This is a genomic window from Luteibacter anthropi (assembly GCF_023699965.1).
GTDB classification, from domain to species: Bacteria; Pseudomonadota; Gammaproteobacteria; order Xanthomonadales; family Rhodanobacteraceae; genus Luteibacter; species Luteibacter anthropi.
The window spans coordinates 4,796,231-4,812,595 of sequence record NZ_CP077072.1 but is presented as its reverse complement, the minus strand read 5'-3'; the positions used below and the strand labels follow the sequence as shown (position 1 = coordinate 4,812,595).

The window sequence follows — 16,365 nt, the reverse complement described above, 5'->3', positions numbered from 1 at the left end:
CCTCAGCGGTTGTTGAATTCGGGGGAGGAGAGCAGGAAGGTGTTCCATTCCTGCTGCGAGGTGGCCTGCGAAAGCGCATCACGCGTCTTTGGGCCGAGATAGGGATCGATGACGGCGTAATATGTGGGCGTGGTGAGCTGCGGGAAACCGCCGCGCTGGCGCTTGCCTTCTTCGTCCAGGTCGAACAGATGGTTCGCACCGCTGCCGATGGCGCGCGCGATCTCGAAGCGCTTCGCCAGCTGCCCCGAACTGGACCATTCCGCATCGGCAACGGGCCAGCCATCGGGCGTGATGCGTCCGAAGGGTGCCTGGCCGAGCTGGTTGATCCAGTTCACCAGCGGGCGGGGATTCGGCACGGGGTTGCCGTCGTAGGCCAGGCGCATCGTGGACACGAGGAACTGCGTCGGGTCCTTGTAGCGCTGGCCCAGCGAGGCGGTGAATTCCTTCGAGGTGAGCATGGTTTTCATCACCTCGGCGATATCGCCGTCGCTGCGCCGGAAGGTCTTCGCCATGGCCTTGATGAGCGAGGGCGGCGGATTATCGGAAACGAAATACTTTGCCAGCTTGGTCGAGATGAAGTTCGCGCAGGCCGGCTGGCTGACGATGAGATCGACGGCCTTCTCCACCTCGTCGAAGCCGCCACCGGAGATGTTCTTGCCCAGCAACACCTGGTCGCCAAAATCGTGCCGGTTCGGGTTGAATTCGAACACGCCTTCCTGCACGTAGTAGCGCTGCATGTCAGGACGGAACTTGCGTGGCTGCCCGTCGAAATTCACGCCCACGCCGGTGAGGATATGCGCGAGGCTTTGCACGTCGGCCTGCGTGTAACCACTGTTGACGCCCAGCGTGTGCAGCTCCATCAGCTCGCGGGCGTAGTTCTCGTTGATCTTGTCGCGGGCGTTCTGTGCATTGTCGAGGTATTCCAGCATCGCCGGGCTTTTCAGCGTGGCCATCACCAGGTCGCGGAATTTGCCCAGTGCATGCGGACGGACGGTGTTCTGCGCGTAGTCGGCAACGAGCCAGCGCACGCGGCCCTTGTCCTTGAACACGCTGAAGTGATTCAGCCAGAACCAGACAAGCTGCTCGCGCAGCTGGTTTTCATTGTAGATGGCATGCAGCAGTTCGGCGGACTGGGCTTCCTGTGCGTAATCGTTGCCTTGTTTCTGCAAGGCCTTGCGTGCCTCCTGCTTGGCATCGCCGTCGGGCATCTGGTTGATGTCGCGATACTGGTCGCGCATCTGCGCCATCATCGTGGCGGGCGGCGTCTTCATCACGTCGAAGCCGGCGATCTGCTGGGCGACCTCGGCGGGCAGGGCGTCGTCACGCGGATGCAGCTGGTGATCCAGGAAGCGGCGCCTGCCCAGGTCGCGGAAACTGGCGACGGTGGCCGTATCGATACCAAAGGTCACCCGGTCGAGCCAGGCGGCGTCCTCCTTCGACAGGGGTTCGTCCGCAGCGATCGCGGGCAGGGGAAGCAGGGCGATCAGTAAGGCGGCGGCGAGCGGGCGCATGGGACCTCCGTTGAAGGCGCGTCACTACCTTAAACGGAGTCGGGGGCCGCTGTTTTACTTCCGGCTGACCGCCGGAACTTGCGAATGCAAACACCTGTAGGAGCGCGCCTCGCGCGCGACCGGGAGGCGGCATGGCATATCCGGTCGCGCGCGAGGCGCGCTCCTACAGGGGGAGAGGGCTAGTTCTGGAATTCGTCTTCGTCGACGAATTCGATCGTTGCCTCGCGCGAGCCGGCGGCTTCCTCGGCGATTTCACGCACGCGCTCCAGGCGATTCTTCGGCGCCTCCACTTCCACCGTATAGGCGCGCGAACTCATGTCGTCCGACAGGTTCTGCGAGCTGGAGTCGTCGCGGAAATCGCTCATGAAATCGTCGATCTCCTCGACACGTTCCACGTTGTCGATACCGTGGATGGCGTTGACCACGTCGTCGAAGATGTCACGGTCACCGGTAATGCGCAGGCGGATGAGGGGCATGGGGGTCTCCTTGCATCGATACCGCACGATGCTGCGACCGGACATGTATGCCCGAGGTGTAGGCCCCGCTAACATGGGCGTTTTCCAAGGGCGGCACGACATGTCCAAGACCTACGACCAGGCCTATTTCGACAAGTGGTACCGCAGCACGGAGCATGCCGTGCGCTCACCGGCCGAATTGCGCCGCAAGGTGGCGATGGTGGTGGGGCAGGCCGAGTTCTACCTGGGCCATCCGGTGCGCAACGTGCTCGATATCGGCTGCGGCGAGGCACCCTGGCGTGCCGAGCTGCGCCGCCTGCGCCCCGGCATCGCCTACCGGGGCCTGGAAGCCAGCGAATACGCCGTGGCCCGCTACGGGCGCAGCCGCAACATCGGTTACGCCCGTTTCGGCCAGCTCGCCGAACTGCGTTTCGATACCCGGTTCGACCTGATCGTGTGCACCGACGTGCTGCATTACCTGAAGCCGGCCGAGATCCGCGCCGGGCTCACCGGCATCGGCGAGATGCTGGAAGGCCTGGCCTTTCTTGAGGTGTATGCCCGCGAAGACGACCCCGGCGGCGATCGGGAGGGCTTCCATGCGCGTCCGGCGAAGTTCTATCGCGCCGCGTTCTCCGAGGTGGGCCTGCTGCCGGTGGGCTCGCAGTGCTACGCCGGTCCGCGGCTGGCCCGACAGGTGGCCGCACTGGAAACCTTCTAGCGGATGAACCAGCCGACCGTGGCCAGCGAGTTGTTCACCGCATGCACCACGAAAGCCGGCCAGATCGAACGGCTGCGCACTCGCAGCCAGGCGCAGAAGACACCCACCAGGACCAGATTGGGCACGGCGTACCAGAGCCAGGCGAGGTCGGGCAGGTGTACAAGGCCGAATATGAGTGATGAAAGCGCGATGGCCCAGCCATCGCCCAGCCGTGTTCTCAACGCAGAGAGCAGGGCACCCCGGAACAGCACCTCCTCCACCAGGGGCCCCACGAGCACCACGACGGGCAGTAGCGCGATACGCATGCCCAGGTGTGCCTTCCCGGCGATATCGGCCACCGACTGGGTGACCTCGTGGTTGCCGGCGAGAAACTGGGTGAGCAGGCCCCCGAGCAGAGGCGCGGCCAGCCCCAGGATGGTGGCCGTGGCGATGTGCCTGCCCTGGGGGTGGGTGAAGCCCAGGCCGCCGGCACCTCCCTCGGCGCGCGCCGCGCCCCACCGTCGCATGATGAAGGCCACCGTGATGGTGGCCGCACAGCACAGGGTGAGCATCACCACCACGATGATCCGGTCCGGATAGGCCGGCACGCCGTCGGGGAAGGCCTTGGTAAGCAGCTGGGAAATCATGCCGAAGATGCCGCCGAAGCCGAACTGCAGCACGAAGTAGGCGAGGATGCAGGCCAGGGTTTCCGGCAGGCCTGGTGTGCGCGCAGGCATCGGGCGGGAGAGGTCGCTGGTGGGGGCGTCGAGGGGCACGGTATCGTGAGGCATGCGGCACCGTAGCCGACCGCGCATCGGGCTTGCAATGGCGCTTGTGGCACAGACCGTCACGCAGGCCCTGTATAGTGTTTCGTCCCTTCTGGAGGAAAACGGGCGCCGACGCGCCGACCCATGTTCGCATTCGACTGGCTAGCCGACCCATCCGCCTGGGCGGGACTCCTCACGCTGATCGTGCTGGAGATCGTCCTCGGTATCGACAACCTCGTCTTCGTCGCGATCCTCGCCGACAAGCTCCCCGCCCGCCAGCGCGACCACGCGCGCCTCGTGGGTCTCGGCCTCGCGCTGCTCATGCGCCTGGGCCTGCTGGCGGCCATGTCCTGGCTGGTCACCCTCACCAAGCCGCTGTTCGACTGGAACGGCTTCGACATGTCCTGGCGCGACGTGATCCTCGTGATCGGCGGCGCCTTCCTGTTGTTCAAGGCCACGCTGGAACTGCACGAGCGGCTTGAGGCCAGTGACGATCACGAGGGCAAGGGCGCCCGCAAGGGCAGCTTCTGGCTCACGGTGATGCAGATCGTGATCCTCGATGCGGTGTTCTCGCTCGACTCCGTGATCACCGCCGTGGGCATGGTCGATCACCTGTCGATCATGATGATCGGCGTCGTGATCGCCATGGGCCTCATGATCACGGCCAGCAAGCCGCTCACCAGCTTCGTCAACGCGCGGCCCACCGTGGTCATCCTGTGCCTGTCGTTCCTGCTGATGATCGGCTTCAGCCTCATTGCCGAAGGCTTCGGGTTCCATATTCCCAAGGGCTATCTCTACGCCGCGATTGGCTTCTCGATCATGATCGAGGCCTTCAACCAGACCATGCGCCGCAATCGCCGCCGCTCGCTGCTGGTGGGTGGCCGCCTCATGCGCGACCGCACGGCCAAGGCCGTGCTGCGCCTCCTGGGTGGCACGCCGGATGACGAAGGCGAGAGCAACGGCAAGGCCAGCACGCCGGCCGAGTCCACCGAGATGGCCGTGTTCGGCAAGGACGAACTGGAAATGGTGCAGGGCGTACTCGACCTGTCACAGCGCCATGTGCGCTCCATCATGACCCCTCGTACCGAAATCGTCTGGATCGATCCGTCCGACGATATCGGCAACCTGCTCGAAGAAGCCCGCGAATCGCCCCATCACTGGATGCTGGTGGCCGACGGCGACCTCGACGACCTGGTGGGCCTGGTGTCCTCCCGCGACCTGCTGGCCAGCCTCAGCGACCACGGCCGCCTGCACAAGACGGTGGTGCGCAAGCCCATCACGGTGCTGGAGTCCCTGAGCGTGCTGCGCCTCATCGACGAGTTCCGCCGGGCACCGTTGCAGGTGGCGCTGGTGGTGGATGAATACGGCAGCATCCTCGGCCTGGTCACCCCGGCCGACGTGCTGGAAACCATCGCAGGCGAATTTCCCGACGAGAATCACGATGGCGACCCGTCAGCGGTGAGCGAAGCGGACGGCGCCTGGCTACTGGATGCGAGCCTCGACGCCCGCCGTGCGGAACACCTGCTGGGCCGCCGCCTGCCGGGCGCGGCCGAAGGCAACTTCTCCACGCTGGCCGGCTTCGTCCTTCAGCGCCTCGGCCGCCTGCCGGGCGTGGGCGATCGTTTCGAGACCGACAACCTCTCGTTCGAGGTCACGGCGATGGACGGGGCACGCATCCAGCGCGTACGCGTGCTGGCGCTGCCTTCGGACGAAGATTGACGTCGGGCATCGGCTTCCATTTGCCCCCTTCCTCGCGATAACCGGTCGCGCGCAGGCGCGCTCCTACAGGGCAGCTGCATGTAGGAGCGCGCCTTGCGCGCGACCGATCAGGGCGATGCGTTGCCTGCTACGCAACACCCCAACGGAATACGCCTACTCGCCCTGCGCCCCATCATCGGCCTGCGCCGCATTGGCCGAATTGTTTTCCATGATCGCCATGCCGATCCCGCCGGCCGCCATCAGCATCAGTGCGCCCCAGGCCACCATGGATACGAGATACCCCGGCCCGCGGCGGGTCGCATCGCGCAGATAGGCCAGGGCATACCACAGGCGCCCGGCCAGCCAGATCATGCCCGCGATACCCGCCCACAGCGGATCCACATACTGCGCGGCCAGCCACAGCGCCGGGATGAACATCACGGCGTTCTCCAGCGTATTCATCTGCACGCGCCAGGCCCGCTCGAACTGCGGGTCGCCCGAGATGGACGGCGCCTTGATGCCATAGCGTTCACGCGCCCGGCCTACGATAAACACCGTGTAGAACATCAACAGCAGGGTCAGAAGGGTGACGACGGCGGGGAGCTGGCTGGTCATGAAACGATCCGGGGTACGACAACAACCGCGAAGTTTAGCGGCAACCGGTCGTGCGATCATGCCGACAGCGTCTCGCGACGCGCCGAAGGGAGGAAAACACCATGCTCTGGCAGAAAGGCCGTAGAAGCGACAATGTGGAAGACGCGGGCCAGGGCGGGGGCGGAGGGCCCTCGTTCGGCGGCCGCGGGCTCGGTATCGGGGGCATCATCATCCTGGCCATTCTTGGTGCGGTCTTCTTCAAAGACCCCACCACCCTGCTGGGCGACGCCGGCCCGGGCGCCGCCGCGCCACCCCAGGCACACGCCAGCCAGCCGGCTGCCGCCAACGACCCGCAGGTAGACTTCGTCCGCGCCATCCTCGGCGAAACCGAAGACACCTGGGGCGAGATCTTCTCCGCCAACGGCCAGCGCTACGAGCAACCTAAGCTGGTGCTGTTCCGTGGCGCCGTCCGCACCGCCTGCGGGTCGGCGTCGTCGGCCGTCGGCCCCTTCTATTGCCCCGGCGACCGCAAGGTCTACCTCGACCTGGGCTTCTTCCAGGAAATGCAGCGCCGATTCAACGAATCGGGCGATTTCGCCCGCGCCTACGTGATCGCCCACGAAGTGGGCCACCACGTACAGAATCTCGTCGGCGTCTTCGACAAGGTCAACGACGCCCGCCGCCGTGGAGCCCGGATGGAAGGCGCCAACGGCCTGTCCGTTCGCCAGGAACTGCAGGCCGATTGCTTCGCAGGTGTCTGGGCCAATCATTCCCAGCAACGCCAGCACTGGCTTCAGTCCGGCGACATCGAATCGGCATTGCATGCGGCCACGGCGATCGGCGACGATGCGCTGCAAGAGCAGGCGCAGGGCCGCGTGGTGCCGGATTCATTCACCCACGGCACCTCCGCACAGCGCGTGCGCTGGTTCAGGACCGGCTTCGATACCGGCGACATCGGCAAGTGCAACACCTTCTCAGGTTCGATCTGATCGTATGACCCACCCCTGCTTGCGCTGCGGCGCTTGCTGCGCGACCTTCCGCGTCGCCTTCCATTGGATGGAAACCGACGAGGCCGGCGGCATCACCCCGGCCTCGCTCACCGAGCACCTCGACCCGCACAGGGTCAATATGCACGGCACCAACCAGAAGGAACCGCGCTGCCGCTCGCTCGTCGGCGAGGTCGGCGTGGCCGCGCATTGCGGCATCTACGAGGTGAGGCCGTCGCCGTGCCACGACCTGAAGCCCGCCTGGGAGGATGGGACGCCGAGTCCTCAGTGCGACAAGGCGCGGCTTCGGCATGGGATGGAGCCGTTGACGTCGGCGGATTTTCTTCCGCTGGTGTGAAGAGGTTCGTCCCGTACGCAGCGTGTTGTAGGAGCGCGCCTTGCGCGCGACCGGCTGAACGGGAACGATGATGGATCGCGCCATGAACGGTCGCGCGCAGGCGCGCTCCTACAGGGCTCTCCCACGACGACCGTGGGATGGGCCGCCCCCGTCGCCTCGTCCGCCCATTCGCCGAGCGCGAGGGCGATAGGCAAGCCCTGCCTACGAAGCGAACCCCTAAAGAAAAAGCCCGGCACAGCGGCCGGGCTTTTTCATGACTCAGTAATCGCGCTTGCGACGCGGGGGCTTGCCGCCACCGCTGCCGCCTGGGCGACCGCCCTGGGGGCGGAAGTTGCCACGCGGGCGCGGGGCACCGCCGCCGCTGTTGCCGCTCTGCGGCTGTTCGGTGCCGTCCCATTCCTTGATGTGCAGCTGCTGCTGGGCGACCCATACCTTCTTCAGGTGGGTGAAGGTCTCCACCGGCATGCCATCGGGCAGGTCGATCAGGCTGTAATCGTCGCGGATGCTGACGCGGCCGATGAACTTGGCATCGACGCCGCCTTCGTTGGCGATGGCGCCCACGATGTTGCCTGGCTTCACGCCGTGCTCGTGGCCCACTTCGATGCGGTAGGTCTTCTTGCCGGTTTCCGTGACGTGGGGGCGCGGCTGGCGCATGCCCTCGCGCACCGGGCGACGGTCGGCGAAATCGCCGTTGTCGCGCGGGCCACGGTGCTCGCGCTCGCGATCGTATTCACGCGGCGGACGCTCGGTGTACTCGCGCTTGGCCGGCGGTTCGAGCAGCAGGGGCTGGTCGCCCTGGGCGATCTTTGCCAGCGCGGCGGCGATCTCGATCGCCGGCACGTTGTGCTCCTGCTCGTACTTCTCGACCAGCTGCTGGAAGAGGCCGAGGTCGCCGGTGGCCAGCGTGTCGGTGATCTTCTGGTTGAACTTGTTGACGCGCGTGTCGTTCACCGCCTCGATGGTGGGCAGCTGCATCTGCTCGATCGGCTGGCGCGTGGCGCGCTCGATCTGGCGCAGCAGGTTGCGCTCGCGCGGGGTGACGAACAGGATCGCCTCGCCGTTGCGGCCCGCGCGACCGGTGCGGCCGATGCGGTGCACATACGACTCGGTGTCGTGCGGGATGTCGTAGTTGAGCACGTGGCTGATGCGGTCCACGTCGAGGCCGCGTGCGGCGACGTCGGTGGCGATCAGGATGTCGAGCTTGCCGTTCTTCAGCTGCTCGATCACGCGTTCACGCTGGGCCTGGGCCATGTCGCCATTGATGGCGGCGGCGGCGAAGCCACGCGCCTGCAGCTTGCTGGCGAGTTCTTCGGTGGCCTGCTTGGTGCGTGCGAACACGATCATCGCGTCGAAGCTTTCGGCTTCGAGGATGCGGGTGAGGGCGTCGAGCTTGTGCACGCCGCTGACCCACCAGTAACGCTGGCGGATGTTCGCCGCGGTGGTGGTCTTGTTCTTGATCGTGACTTCGACCGGGTTGTTCAGGTAGGTCTGCGCGATGCGGCGGATGGGCGCCGGCATGGTCGCGGAGAACAGGGCCACCTGACGGCCTTCCGGCGTGGCCTGGAGCAGCTTCTCGACGTCGTCGATGAAGCCCATGCGCAGCATTTCGTCGGCTTCGTCGAGCACGATGAAGCGTAGCGCCGAGAGATCGAGCGTGCCCTTGTCGAGGTGGTCGATCACACGGCCCGGCGTGCCGACGATGATCTGGGCACCGCGCTTGAGGCCCTGCAGCTGCGGACCGTAGCTCTGGCCGCCGTAGATCGGCAGCACCTGGAAGCCCGGCATGTAGGTGGCGTACTTCTGGAACGCCTCGGCGACCTGGATGGCCAGCTCACGGGTGGGCGCGAGGACCAGGGCCTGGGGCTTGCCCGGCTTGAGGTCGATGCGCGACAGCACCGGGAGGGCGAACGCGGCGGTCTTGCCGGTGCCGGTCTGGGCCTGTCCGATCACGTCGCGGCCGTCGAGCAGCGGCGGAATGGTGGCGGCCTGGATGGGGGAGGGTGTCTCGTAGCCGACTTCGGTCAGGGCGCGGACGACTTTCTCGTCGAGCGCAAGCGCGCTGAAACCGGGCAGGGCCGGAGCGTTGTCTGTATCGGGGGATGTCATGGCGACCTCAGGGGGGGCGCGGCGGCGACCTTCGGCGCCGGGCAGTAATGGCATTGTAGCAGTGAAGCGGATGTTACGCCTTGGTTTTCGAACGTTTTCATGAACACGGTTAGACTTCCCGGTCAGCTTCGGAAGGGATGGCAGGCATGACCAAGATCGAGACGGTCTCCACGCAGCGCTGCTTCGGCGGCACGCAGGGCTTTTATACCCATGCATCGGAGGCCTGTGGCGGCCCCATGCGCTTTGCGGCGTACCTGCCGCCAGCGGCCGGGAAAGGGCCGGTACCGGTGCTGTGGTACCTCGCAGGCCTGACCTGTACGGCAGAGACCTTCACCATCAAGGCGGGCGCCCAGCGCCTGGCGTCGGAGCTGGGTATCGCCCTGGTGATGCCGGATACGAGCCCCCGCGAGACCGGCATCGCCGGCGCCACCGGCGACTGGGAGTTCGGCGAGGGCGCGGGTTTCTACCTCGACGCCACCGAAGCCCCGTGGGCCGACCGTTTTCGCATGTACAGCTACGTGGTGGACGAGCTGCCCCGCGTGGTGGCCGACCACTTCCCGCTGGACATGGGTCGGCAGGGCATCTTCGGCCATTCCATGGGAGGCCATGGCGCGCTGACCATCGCCCTGCGCAACCCCGGCCGCTTCCGCTCGGTGTCCGCCTTCGCGCCCATCGTGGCACCGGCGAAGGTGCCCTGGGGCGAGAAAGCCTTTGCGCGCTATCTCGGTGAGGATCGCAAGGCCTGGAAGCGCTACGACGCCACGGCGCTGGTCAAGGAGGGCGCCCGTTTCGACGGCAAGATCCTCATCGACCAGGGCGAGGCGGACAGCTTCCTGCTGAACCAGCTGCAGCCGCAGCGCTTCGAGGCCGCGTGCGAAGACGCGGACCAGAAGCTTGAGCTGCGCATGCATGCGGGTTACGACCACAGTTATTACTTCATCCAGAGTTTTGTCGAAGATCATCTGCGTCACCATGCGGCAGCGCTGGCGCGATGAGCGAACCGGTACGGATACGCACCCAGCGTACGATCGTGCGATTGCTCGATATCGATGAGGCGGAGCTGCTGCAACGGTATCGCGTGGAAAATCGCGAGCACCTGGCGCCATGGGAACCGTGGCGCACCGAATCGCATTACACGCTGGACGGCGCACGCCTGGCCATCGAGGCCGGACTGGAAGCCGCACGTGGCGATCGCGGTTATCCCTTCGTCGTGCTCTCGCCCGACAGCAGCGAGATGATCGCCAGCCTCACCTTCGGCAACGTCGTGCGCGGGGTGTTCCAGGCCTGTCATCTCGGCTATGGCATCGCGCACCGGCACGAAGGCCAGGGCCTGATGTACGAGGCCCTTGATGCTGCGATCCGCTATGCGTTCGGGCCACTCGATTTCCATCGGGTGATGGCCAACTACATCCCGCGCAACGATCGCAGCGCCCGCCTTCTCGAACGCCTGGGCTTCGAGAAGGAGGGCTACGCCAGGCGTTACCTCAAGATCGACGGCTTGTGGGAGGACCACGTCCTCACCGCGAAGATCCGTTCCGAGGGTTAGGCCTTGTTCGGCGTGGCGGCAGGACCGCCACGACGCTTGCGGCGATGGTTGCGGTTGGCCGTGCCGTCACCGGCGGCGGCCGGGGCGCCATGGCCGTGCGGACGATGCGCGGGACGACCGCCCTGCGCGTTGCCGCCACCGCCACCCTGACGGCTGCCGCCGCCGCTGCCCTGGCGATTGCCACCGCCGCCTTCGCGCGGTGCGCGCTGCTGCGGCTGGCGCTGCTGCTGCTTCGGACGCGGGGCACCTGCGTCGAGACGCAGCGGCGAGCTGGGCTCGTAACCGGCGATGTTGACCATTTCGAGATCGGTCTTCAGCAGGCGACGGATGTCGCGCAGCAGGCCGGATTCCTCGTGGCTGACCAGCGAGATCGCCTCGCCCTGCGAACCGGCGCGACCGGTGCGGCCGATGCGGTGCACGTAGTCTTCGGCCACCATGGGCAGGTCGAAGTTGATCACGACCGGGAGCTGGTCGATGTCGATACCGCGCGCGGCGATATCGGTGGCCACCAACACCGTGATGCGGCCGGTCTTGAAGTCGGACAGCGCGCGGGTGCGGGCGTTCTGGCTCTTGTTGCCGTGGATGGCCGCGGCGCGCACGCCGGACACTTCCAGGAAGCGCACGAGCTTGTCGGCGCCGTGCTTGGTGCGGCTGAACACGAGGGTCTGCCGGCGGCTGTCCTGGGCGAGCAGGTGCAGCAGCAGGTCGCGCTTGTTGGCGGCATCCACCGGATGCACGCGATGCGTGATCGTGGTGGCCACGGTGTTGGCCGGCGTAGTGGACACTTCACGCGGATCGCGCATGAACTGCTGCGCCAGCGCCTTGATCTCCGGCGCGAAGGTGGCCGAGAACAGCAGGGTCTGACGCTTCGGAGGCACGGCCGCGAGGATGCGCTTCAGTGCGGGCAGGAAGCCCATGTCGAGCATGCGGTCGGCTTCGTCGAGAATCAGCACCTCGACCTTCGACAGGTCGACCGAGCGCTGCTGCATGTGGTCGATGAGGCGGCCCGGTGTGGCGACGACGATGTCGACACCGCGACGCAGGGCGTGCAGCTGGTTGCCCATGCCCACGCCACCGAAGATGACGGTGCTGGAGATGCGCAGGTGCTTGCCGTAATCGCGCAGGTTGTCCTGCACCTGGGCGGCGAGTTCGCGGGTGGGGGTGAGGATCAGCGCCGTGATGGGGCGACGGCCTTCACGCAGCGGCTGGCCTGCCAGCTTGTGCAGCAGGGGCAGGGAGAACGCGGCGGTCTTGCCGGTGCCGGTCTGGGCGGCGGCCATGAGATCGCGGCCGGCCAGCACCTCGGGGATCGCGGCGGCCTGGATGGGGGTGGGCTTTGCGTAACCGGCTTCGGAAAGGGCGCGCAGCAACGCGGGCGCAAGGCCCAGCGACTCGAAGGACATGGATGACTCCTGAGTGACCCGAGCGTTCCCTGGAACCGCGCTGCGAGTTATGAATTCGGCGGCCGCGCAGCGGAATCGCTGGGCTGGCCGGTGTCGCGTGCGCTGGTCGGGGGTGGGGGAACGGGGCGGGCTATAAGCCCGGCCTCAAGCTCCGCAAGGGAGTCGATAGCGGCGGCACGACAGACGGATCTTAACATATTGCGTCGCACAAAGGGGGCGCCCCCACAGATGCCCCAAAACCCCTGTAGGAGCGCGCCTTGCGCGCGACCGGTCATCGCGAAAATCACCATGGCTTTCGCTATGCCGGTCGCGCGCAAGGCGCGCTCCTACACGGGTTGGCGGGAGGCGGTGAGCAGCCAGCTGTTGTAGGGAGTGCGGCCGTAGAGCGGCTGGAACGAGACCGTAATGCCTTCAGGCTCCAGCGCCTCGCGGATTTCGTCTTCCTGGGGAAAATGCTGCGCACCGCCGGGAATCCAGCCAACGGCCTTGATGAAGCGCTCTTCCCACACGGTGGCGCGAAAACGCCAGGAATCGTCGGCGAGCACCGTGCGCAGGATCAGCACCCCGTCGCCGGCAAGGTGATCCACGGCATAGCGGAGCAGGTCCGGCTGGCGTTCGCGGGGCAGGTAGTGGAGCACGTCGAGCAGGGCAACATGTCCTCTTACGGGCTGCGGCGACGTGGCATCGCTTTCGCGCAAGGTCAGGCTGTCGCCCAGTTCGGCTTCCTCGGCAGCGGCCTGGCCACGGGCGATCTTCGTGCCGTCGTGATCCAGCCCCAGATAGCCGTCCAGCACATCGCAGGCATGCAGGTAGTGGCCCAGGATGCCCAGGCCGCAGCCGATGTCGAGCAGCGGCATGCGGCGCCCGGCAATGGCGCGCGCGGTGGCGGCATAAACCGGGTCGCTGGCGAGCTTGCCGCGGATGTAATAGCGGTCGGCAGGTCGGGCGAAACGTGACGCGATCAGTCGTCGCGTCCGGCTGTCTGGGAGCATGGCTCGTCCTTGATGGAGGGCCGGGCGCGATTGGCGCCCGACCGGAACGACATCAGCGTTGTGGCGAATTGCTCTTGTGGACGTAGGCGTCGTATTCCGCCTTGTCGACGCGACCGTCGTGGTTCTGGTCGGCTTCGTTGAAGTGTGCGCGCAGCGGCTTCAGTGCGTCGATATCCTTGGGCACGTCGCCGCGCGTGATGAAGCCCTTGCCGCTCTTGTCGAGATCGGAGAAAGGCGGCGCACCATTATCTGAGCCAGATCCCGGAACGGCCTGGCTGGCACTGGGCGAAGCGCGAGGGACGGGGGCACCGCTGGCGCCTATCTGTTGCGCGCTGGCGGTACCGGCGAAGAAGACAGCGATCAGGGCGATGGAACCGATGGAGCGGACAGGCTGCATGTAAGTTCTCCCTTGGTCTTGGAAGCTCCCCGAGTGTAGCGGGAGCGTGTCGTCGCTTCGTGGATGAAGCGTGGGCGGCGGCGGTGCTGTGCTAGCCTCGGCGCCGCCGCCAGTTTGAGGAAAATCTGATGCCTTTGCCCGCCGCGCTGCGAGAACTCGATTCCACGCAGCGGCACACCGTGATCGCCGCCTTCCTCGGCTGGACGCTCGATGCCTTCGACTACTTCCTGCTGACCTTCGTCATCCTGGCGGTGGCGCACGAATTCCAGGTACCTCGCGAGGAGGTGACCTACGGGCTGTTTCTCACCCTGGCCGCGCGCCCCATCGGCGCCCTGATCTTCGGCCGGCTGGCCGATCGCTACGGTCGCCGCCCGGTGCTGATGTTCGACATCGTGCTCTTCTCGATACTGGAAGTGGCCTGTGCCTTCGCGCCCTCGCTGGCCGTGCTGCTGGGCCTGCGTTTCGTGTTCGGCATCGCGATGGGCGGCGAGTGGGGCATCGGTGCCTCGCTGGCGATGGAGTCCATTCCCGCGCGTTCGCGTGGCTTCGTTTCCGGACTGCTCCAGAGCGGCTACCCCTGCGGTTTCTTTCTCGCGGCCCTGGTGAACTGGCTGCTGGTGGATCACATCGGCTGGCGTGGCCTGTTCATCGTAGGCGCGGTGCCGGCGCTGCTGGTGCTCTATATCCGCCGCAAGGTGCCGGAATCGCCGGTGTGGGAAGATCGCCGCTCGCAGGTACGCGAGAGCGTGTTCGTCTCCATGCGCGGGCACTGGAAGCTTTTCATCTACCTGATGCTACTGATGGCGGCGTTCAACATGTTCAGCCACGGCTCGCAGGACATGTATCCCACCTTCGTGCAGGAAAGCCTGCATATCCCTGCGGGTTCTTCGCAGGCCTTCCTGCTCACGGCACTGCTCAACCTGGGTGCGCTAGTCGGTGGCCTGAGCTTCGGCTCGCTGTCCGAGCGCATCGGTCGCCGGCGCACCATCATCATCGCGGCCCTGCTGGCGATCCCGGTGATTCCCCTGTGGACCTACGGCGGCTCGCTGCTCCTGCTGGGCCTGGGCGCGTTCCTGATCCAGGTGATGGTGCAGGGGGCCTGGGGCGTGGTGCCTACCCACCTGAACGAACTGTCCCCCGATGCCGTGCGCGGCACCCTGCCGGGCTTTGCCTACCAGATGGGCAACCTGCTGGCGGCCATCACGGCCACGGCGCAGACCTGGCTGGCGGACCTGCGCGGCGGCGATTTCGCCTTCGCCATGTCGGTGTGGATTGCCGCCGTGGCGATCCTGCTGGCCCTGCTGACCTGGCTGGGGCCCGAGGCCCGGGGCGTGGGTTTCGGGAAGAATCGCTGAGGCGACGTGACGGCGACCCGGGCGGCCGCTAAAATGCCCGGTTTTCCTTCGGTAGAAACCAACATGCAGGCTGGCAAGGACAAGGTCATCTCGTTCCACTACACCCTCACCGTGGACGGCCAGCAGGTCGAAAGCTCGGTCGAGGGCGGCGAACCGCTGTGGATCCTGCTGGGCCATGGCCAGCTGATCCCGGGTATGGAAGCCGGCCTGGAAGGCAAGTCGGTCGGCGACAAGTTCGACCTCGAAATCTCCCCGGAGCAGGGCTACGGTCCGCGCCAGGAAGGCCAGACCCAGCGCGTGCCGAAGAAGTACTTCCCGCAGCAGGGCAAGGGCCTCAAGGCCGGCGACACCACCATCCTCTCCCTGAAGGAAGGCGGCCAGCGCGTGGTGGTGGTGCAGAAGGTGGGTTCCAGCGTGGTCGATATCGACCTCAACCACCCGATGGCCGGCAAGACCCTCAACTTCAACATCGACGTGCAGACCGTGCGCGACGCCTCGGAAGAGGAAATCGCCCACGGCCATGCCCACCCGAAGGGCGACGGCGAGCACTGAGCTGTCAGTCTCCAGGGTTATAAAAAACGGCCGGGGAAACCCGGCCGTTTTTTTGTAGGAGCGCGCCTCGCGCGCGACCGGGTTGTCGCGATACCCCCACTTGTAGGAGCGCGCTTTGCGCGCGACCGGGTTGTCGTGATGATCGGTCGCGCGCAAGGCGCGCTCCTACATGGGTTCTCTGGCATGCCTTGGCTTTACGCCCATGACGAGCAGCCACAGCGTAAAGGCGATTTCCCCGAACTGGATCGGTGAGCAGATATCCGACAGTGGCGCTATCCATGCCGGCACCAGAAAGGCCACCACGCTTTGCACGAGGTAGGCCAGCCCGTTGACGAACAGCCAGGCGCCCAGCAGGCGCGGCAGGAAACCCGAGCGATAGACGAGGATCGCCAGCGGCAGCAGCCAGACACCCCAGAAGGCTTCCGAGGCGAACATCACCTGCGTATGCAGGCGCAGGAAGAAAAGGGCCAGCCCTTCGCGCTGGGCCTGGGTAAACGCATCCAGATAGGGCGGGGCGTGAACGAGCATGAGCGCCGCTGCGTCATTGGCGATATTGAAGAAATAGAGCGCAGCGGGAAGCACGCCACCCAGGACGACGAGCATGCCCGCCAGTTCCTCGTTTACGCCCCGCAGCAACCGGCGCAGGGCCAGCGTGATGAAGATCATCAGCATGCCGCAGGCCATGTCGGCCAGGATGCCCATGCGGAACAGGGTTTCGCTGGCGAGGATGTTGCGGGCGGTGGCGGCAGGATCACTGCCGACGATGAGGGTGTCGGGGATATAGAGCAGCCTTACCGGGGCGACGAGCACGAGCAGCAGGAACAACAGGCCGGCAATCCTGGCCTGTTTCGAAGAGGGCGGCATGTCGTATCCCTTCACATGGCAGTGCGCGGGAATTTGCGCTCAACCCATGACGCTGTTGTGTGCCGGAAGTAGGGGGCATTTCCG

The 16,365-nt window shown here is 66.0% G+C and carries 17 protein-coding genes; 8 read left to right on the top strand and 9 right to left on the bottom strand.

Going from position 1 to position 16,365, the window contains the following annotated elements; all coding sequences use genetic code 11:
* Nucleotides 1-2: 2 nt before the first annotated feature.
* Both KR767_RS20620 and KR767_RS20615 read right to left on the bottom strand, forming a co-directional pair.
* Nucleotides 3-1,511 carry a DUF1800 domain-containing protein gene (locus KR767_RS20620; RefSeq protein ID WP_250877618.1) on the bottom strand — a complete coding sequence of 503 codons (1,509 nt, stop codon included), beginning with the start codon at nucleotides 1,509-1,511 and terminating at the stop codon, nucleotides 3-5.
* A gap of 179 nt (nucleotides 1,512-1,690) precedes the next feature.
* Nucleotides 1,691-1,987 (bottom strand): hypothetical protein, encoded by a 297-nt coding sequence (locus KR767_RS20615; RefSeq protein WP_208392443.1) that lies wholly within the window; start codon nucleotides 1,985-1,987, stop codon nucleotides 1,691-1,693.
* A gap of 100 nt (nucleotides 1,988-2,087) precedes the next feature.
* Here KR767_RS20615 and KR767_RS20610 point away from each other — a divergent pair, with 100 nt between their 5' ends.
* Complete coding sequence (locus KR767_RS20610) at nucleotides 2,088-2,684, top strand: class I SAM-dependent DNA methyltransferase (RefSeq protein WP_250877617.1); 597 nt, start codon at nucleotides 2,088-2,090, stop codon at nucleotides 2,682-2,684.
* Here the strand turns inward: KR767_RS20610 and KR767_RS20605 are convergent.
* On the bottom strand, nucleotides 2,681-3,454 hold the full coding sequence (locus tag KR767_RS20605; RefSeq protein WP_250877616.1) for a CPBP family intramembrane glutamic endopeptidase: 774 nt from the start codon (nucleotides 3,452-3,454) through the stop codon (nucleotides 2,681-2,683). The genes KR767_RS20610 and KR767_RS20605 overlap by 4 nt on opposite strands.
* A gap of 120 nt (nucleotides 3,455-3,574) precedes the next feature.
* Between KR767_RS20605 and KR767_RS20600 the strand changes: the two genes are divergently transcribed.
* On the top strand, nucleotides 3,575-5,149 hold the full coding sequence (locus tag KR767_RS20600) for a TerC family protein (protein ID WP_250877615.1): 1,575 nt from the start codon (nucleotides 3,575-3,577) through the stop codon (nucleotides 5,147-5,149).
* A 153-nt stretch (nucleotides 5,150-5,302) separates the two neighbouring features.
* Here the strand turns inward: KR767_RS20600 and KR767_RS20595 are convergent, their stop codons facing one another.
* Entirely contained in the window at nucleotides 5,303-5,743 is a 441-nt protein-coding gene (locus KR767_RS20595) for an MAPEG family protein (RefSeq protein ID WP_166946996.1), read from the bottom strand.
* A 101-nt stretch (nucleotides 5,744-5,844) separates the two neighbouring features.
* On the opposite strand from KR767_RS20595, the gene ypfJ reads away from it, so the two are divergent.
* Both ypfJ and KR767_RS20585 read left to right on the top strand, forming a co-directional pair.
* Complete coding sequence (ypfJ, locus tag KR767_RS20590) at nucleotides 5,845-6,711, top strand: KPN_02809 family neutral zinc metallopeptidase (RefSeq protein WP_250877614.1); 867 nt, start codon at nucleotides 5,845-5,847, stop codon at nucleotides 6,709-6,711.
* A 4-nt stretch (nucleotides 6,712-6,715) separates the two neighbouring features.
* Nucleotides 6,716-7,066, top strand: a complete 351-nt coding sequence (locus tag KR767_RS20585; RefSeq protein WP_250877613.1) for a YkgJ family cysteine cluster protein — start codon at nucleotides 6,716-6,718, stop codon at nucleotides 7,064-7,066.
* A 258-nt stretch (nucleotides 7,067-7,324) separates the two neighbouring features.
* Here the strand turns inward: KR767_RS20585 and KR767_RS20580 are convergent, their stop codons facing one another.
* Nucleotides 7,325-9,172: a DEAD/DEAH box helicase gene (locus tag KR767_RS20580; RefSeq protein WP_250877612.1), complete on the bottom strand. Its 1,848-nt coding sequence runs from the start codon at nucleotides 9,170-9,172 to the stop codon at nucleotides 7,325-7,327.
* Between the two features lie 155 nt (nucleotides 9,173-9,327).
* Between KR767_RS20580 and fghA the strand changes: the two genes are divergently transcribed.
* Both fghA and rimJ read left to right on the top strand, forming a co-directional pair.
* A complete protein-coding gene (gene fghA / locus KR767_RS20575; RefSeq protein WP_425602755.1) occupies nucleotides 9,328-10,167 on the top strand; it encodes an S-formylglutathione hydrolase in 840 nt (279 codons plus the stop codon).
* Entirely contained in the window at nucleotides 10,164-10,718 is a 555-nt protein-coding gene (gene rimJ / locus KR767_RS20570; RefSeq protein WP_166946991.1) for a ribosomal protein S5-alanine N-acetyltransferase, read from the top strand. The genes fghA and rimJ overlap by 4 nt, the downstream gene beginning before the upstream one ends.
* Here the strand turns inward: rimJ and KR767_RS20565 are convergent.
* From KR767_RS20565 to KR767_RS20555, 3 genes are all read right to left on the bottom strand, one after another.
* On the bottom strand, nucleotides 10,715-12,121 hold the full coding sequence (locus KR767_RS20565; RefSeq protein WP_250877610.1) for a DEAD/DEAH box helicase: 1,407 nt from the start codon (nucleotides 12,119-12,121) through the stop codon (nucleotides 10,715-10,717). The genes rimJ and KR767_RS20565 overlap by 4 nt on opposite strands.
* 326 nt (nucleotides 12,122-12,447) lie before the next feature.
* Nucleotides 12,448-13,113: an SAM-dependent methyltransferase gene (locus tag KR767_RS20560; RefSeq protein ID WP_166946989.1), complete on the bottom strand. Its 666-nt coding sequence runs from the start codon at nucleotides 13,111-13,113 to the stop codon at nucleotides 12,448-12,450.
* A gap of 52 nt (nucleotides 13,114-13,165) precedes the next feature.
* Entirely contained in the window at nucleotides 13,166-13,510 is a 345-nt protein-coding gene (locus KR767_RS20555) for an EF-hand domain-containing protein (protein WP_250877609.1), read from the bottom strand.
* Between the two features lie 128 nt (nucleotides 13,511-13,638).
* Here KR767_RS20555 and KR767_RS20550 point away from each other — a divergent pair, with 128 nt between their 5' ends.
* Entirely contained in the window at nucleotides 13,639-14,865 is a 1,227-nt protein-coding gene (locus tag KR767_RS20550) for an MFS transporter (RefSeq protein ID WP_250877608.1), read from the top strand.
* A 63-nt stretch (nucleotides 14,866-14,928) separates the two neighbouring features.
* Nucleotides 14,929-15,417: an FKBP-type peptidyl-prolyl cis-trans isomerase gene (locus KR767_RS20545; protein ID WP_166947322.1), complete on the top strand. Its 489-nt coding sequence runs from the start codon at nucleotides 14,929-14,931 to the stop codon at nucleotides 15,415-15,417.
* 165 nt (nucleotides 15,418-15,582) lie between these two features.
* On the opposite strand, the gene KR767_RS20540 is transcribed toward KR767_RS20545, so the two are convergent.
* Nucleotides 15,583-16,281, bottom strand: coding sequence for a DUF4386 domain-containing protein (locus KR767_RS20540; protein ID WP_166946986.1), 699 nt, complete (start codon nucleotides 16,279-16,281; stop codon nucleotides 15,583-15,585).
* Nucleotides 16,282-16,365: the final 84 nt, after the last annotated feature.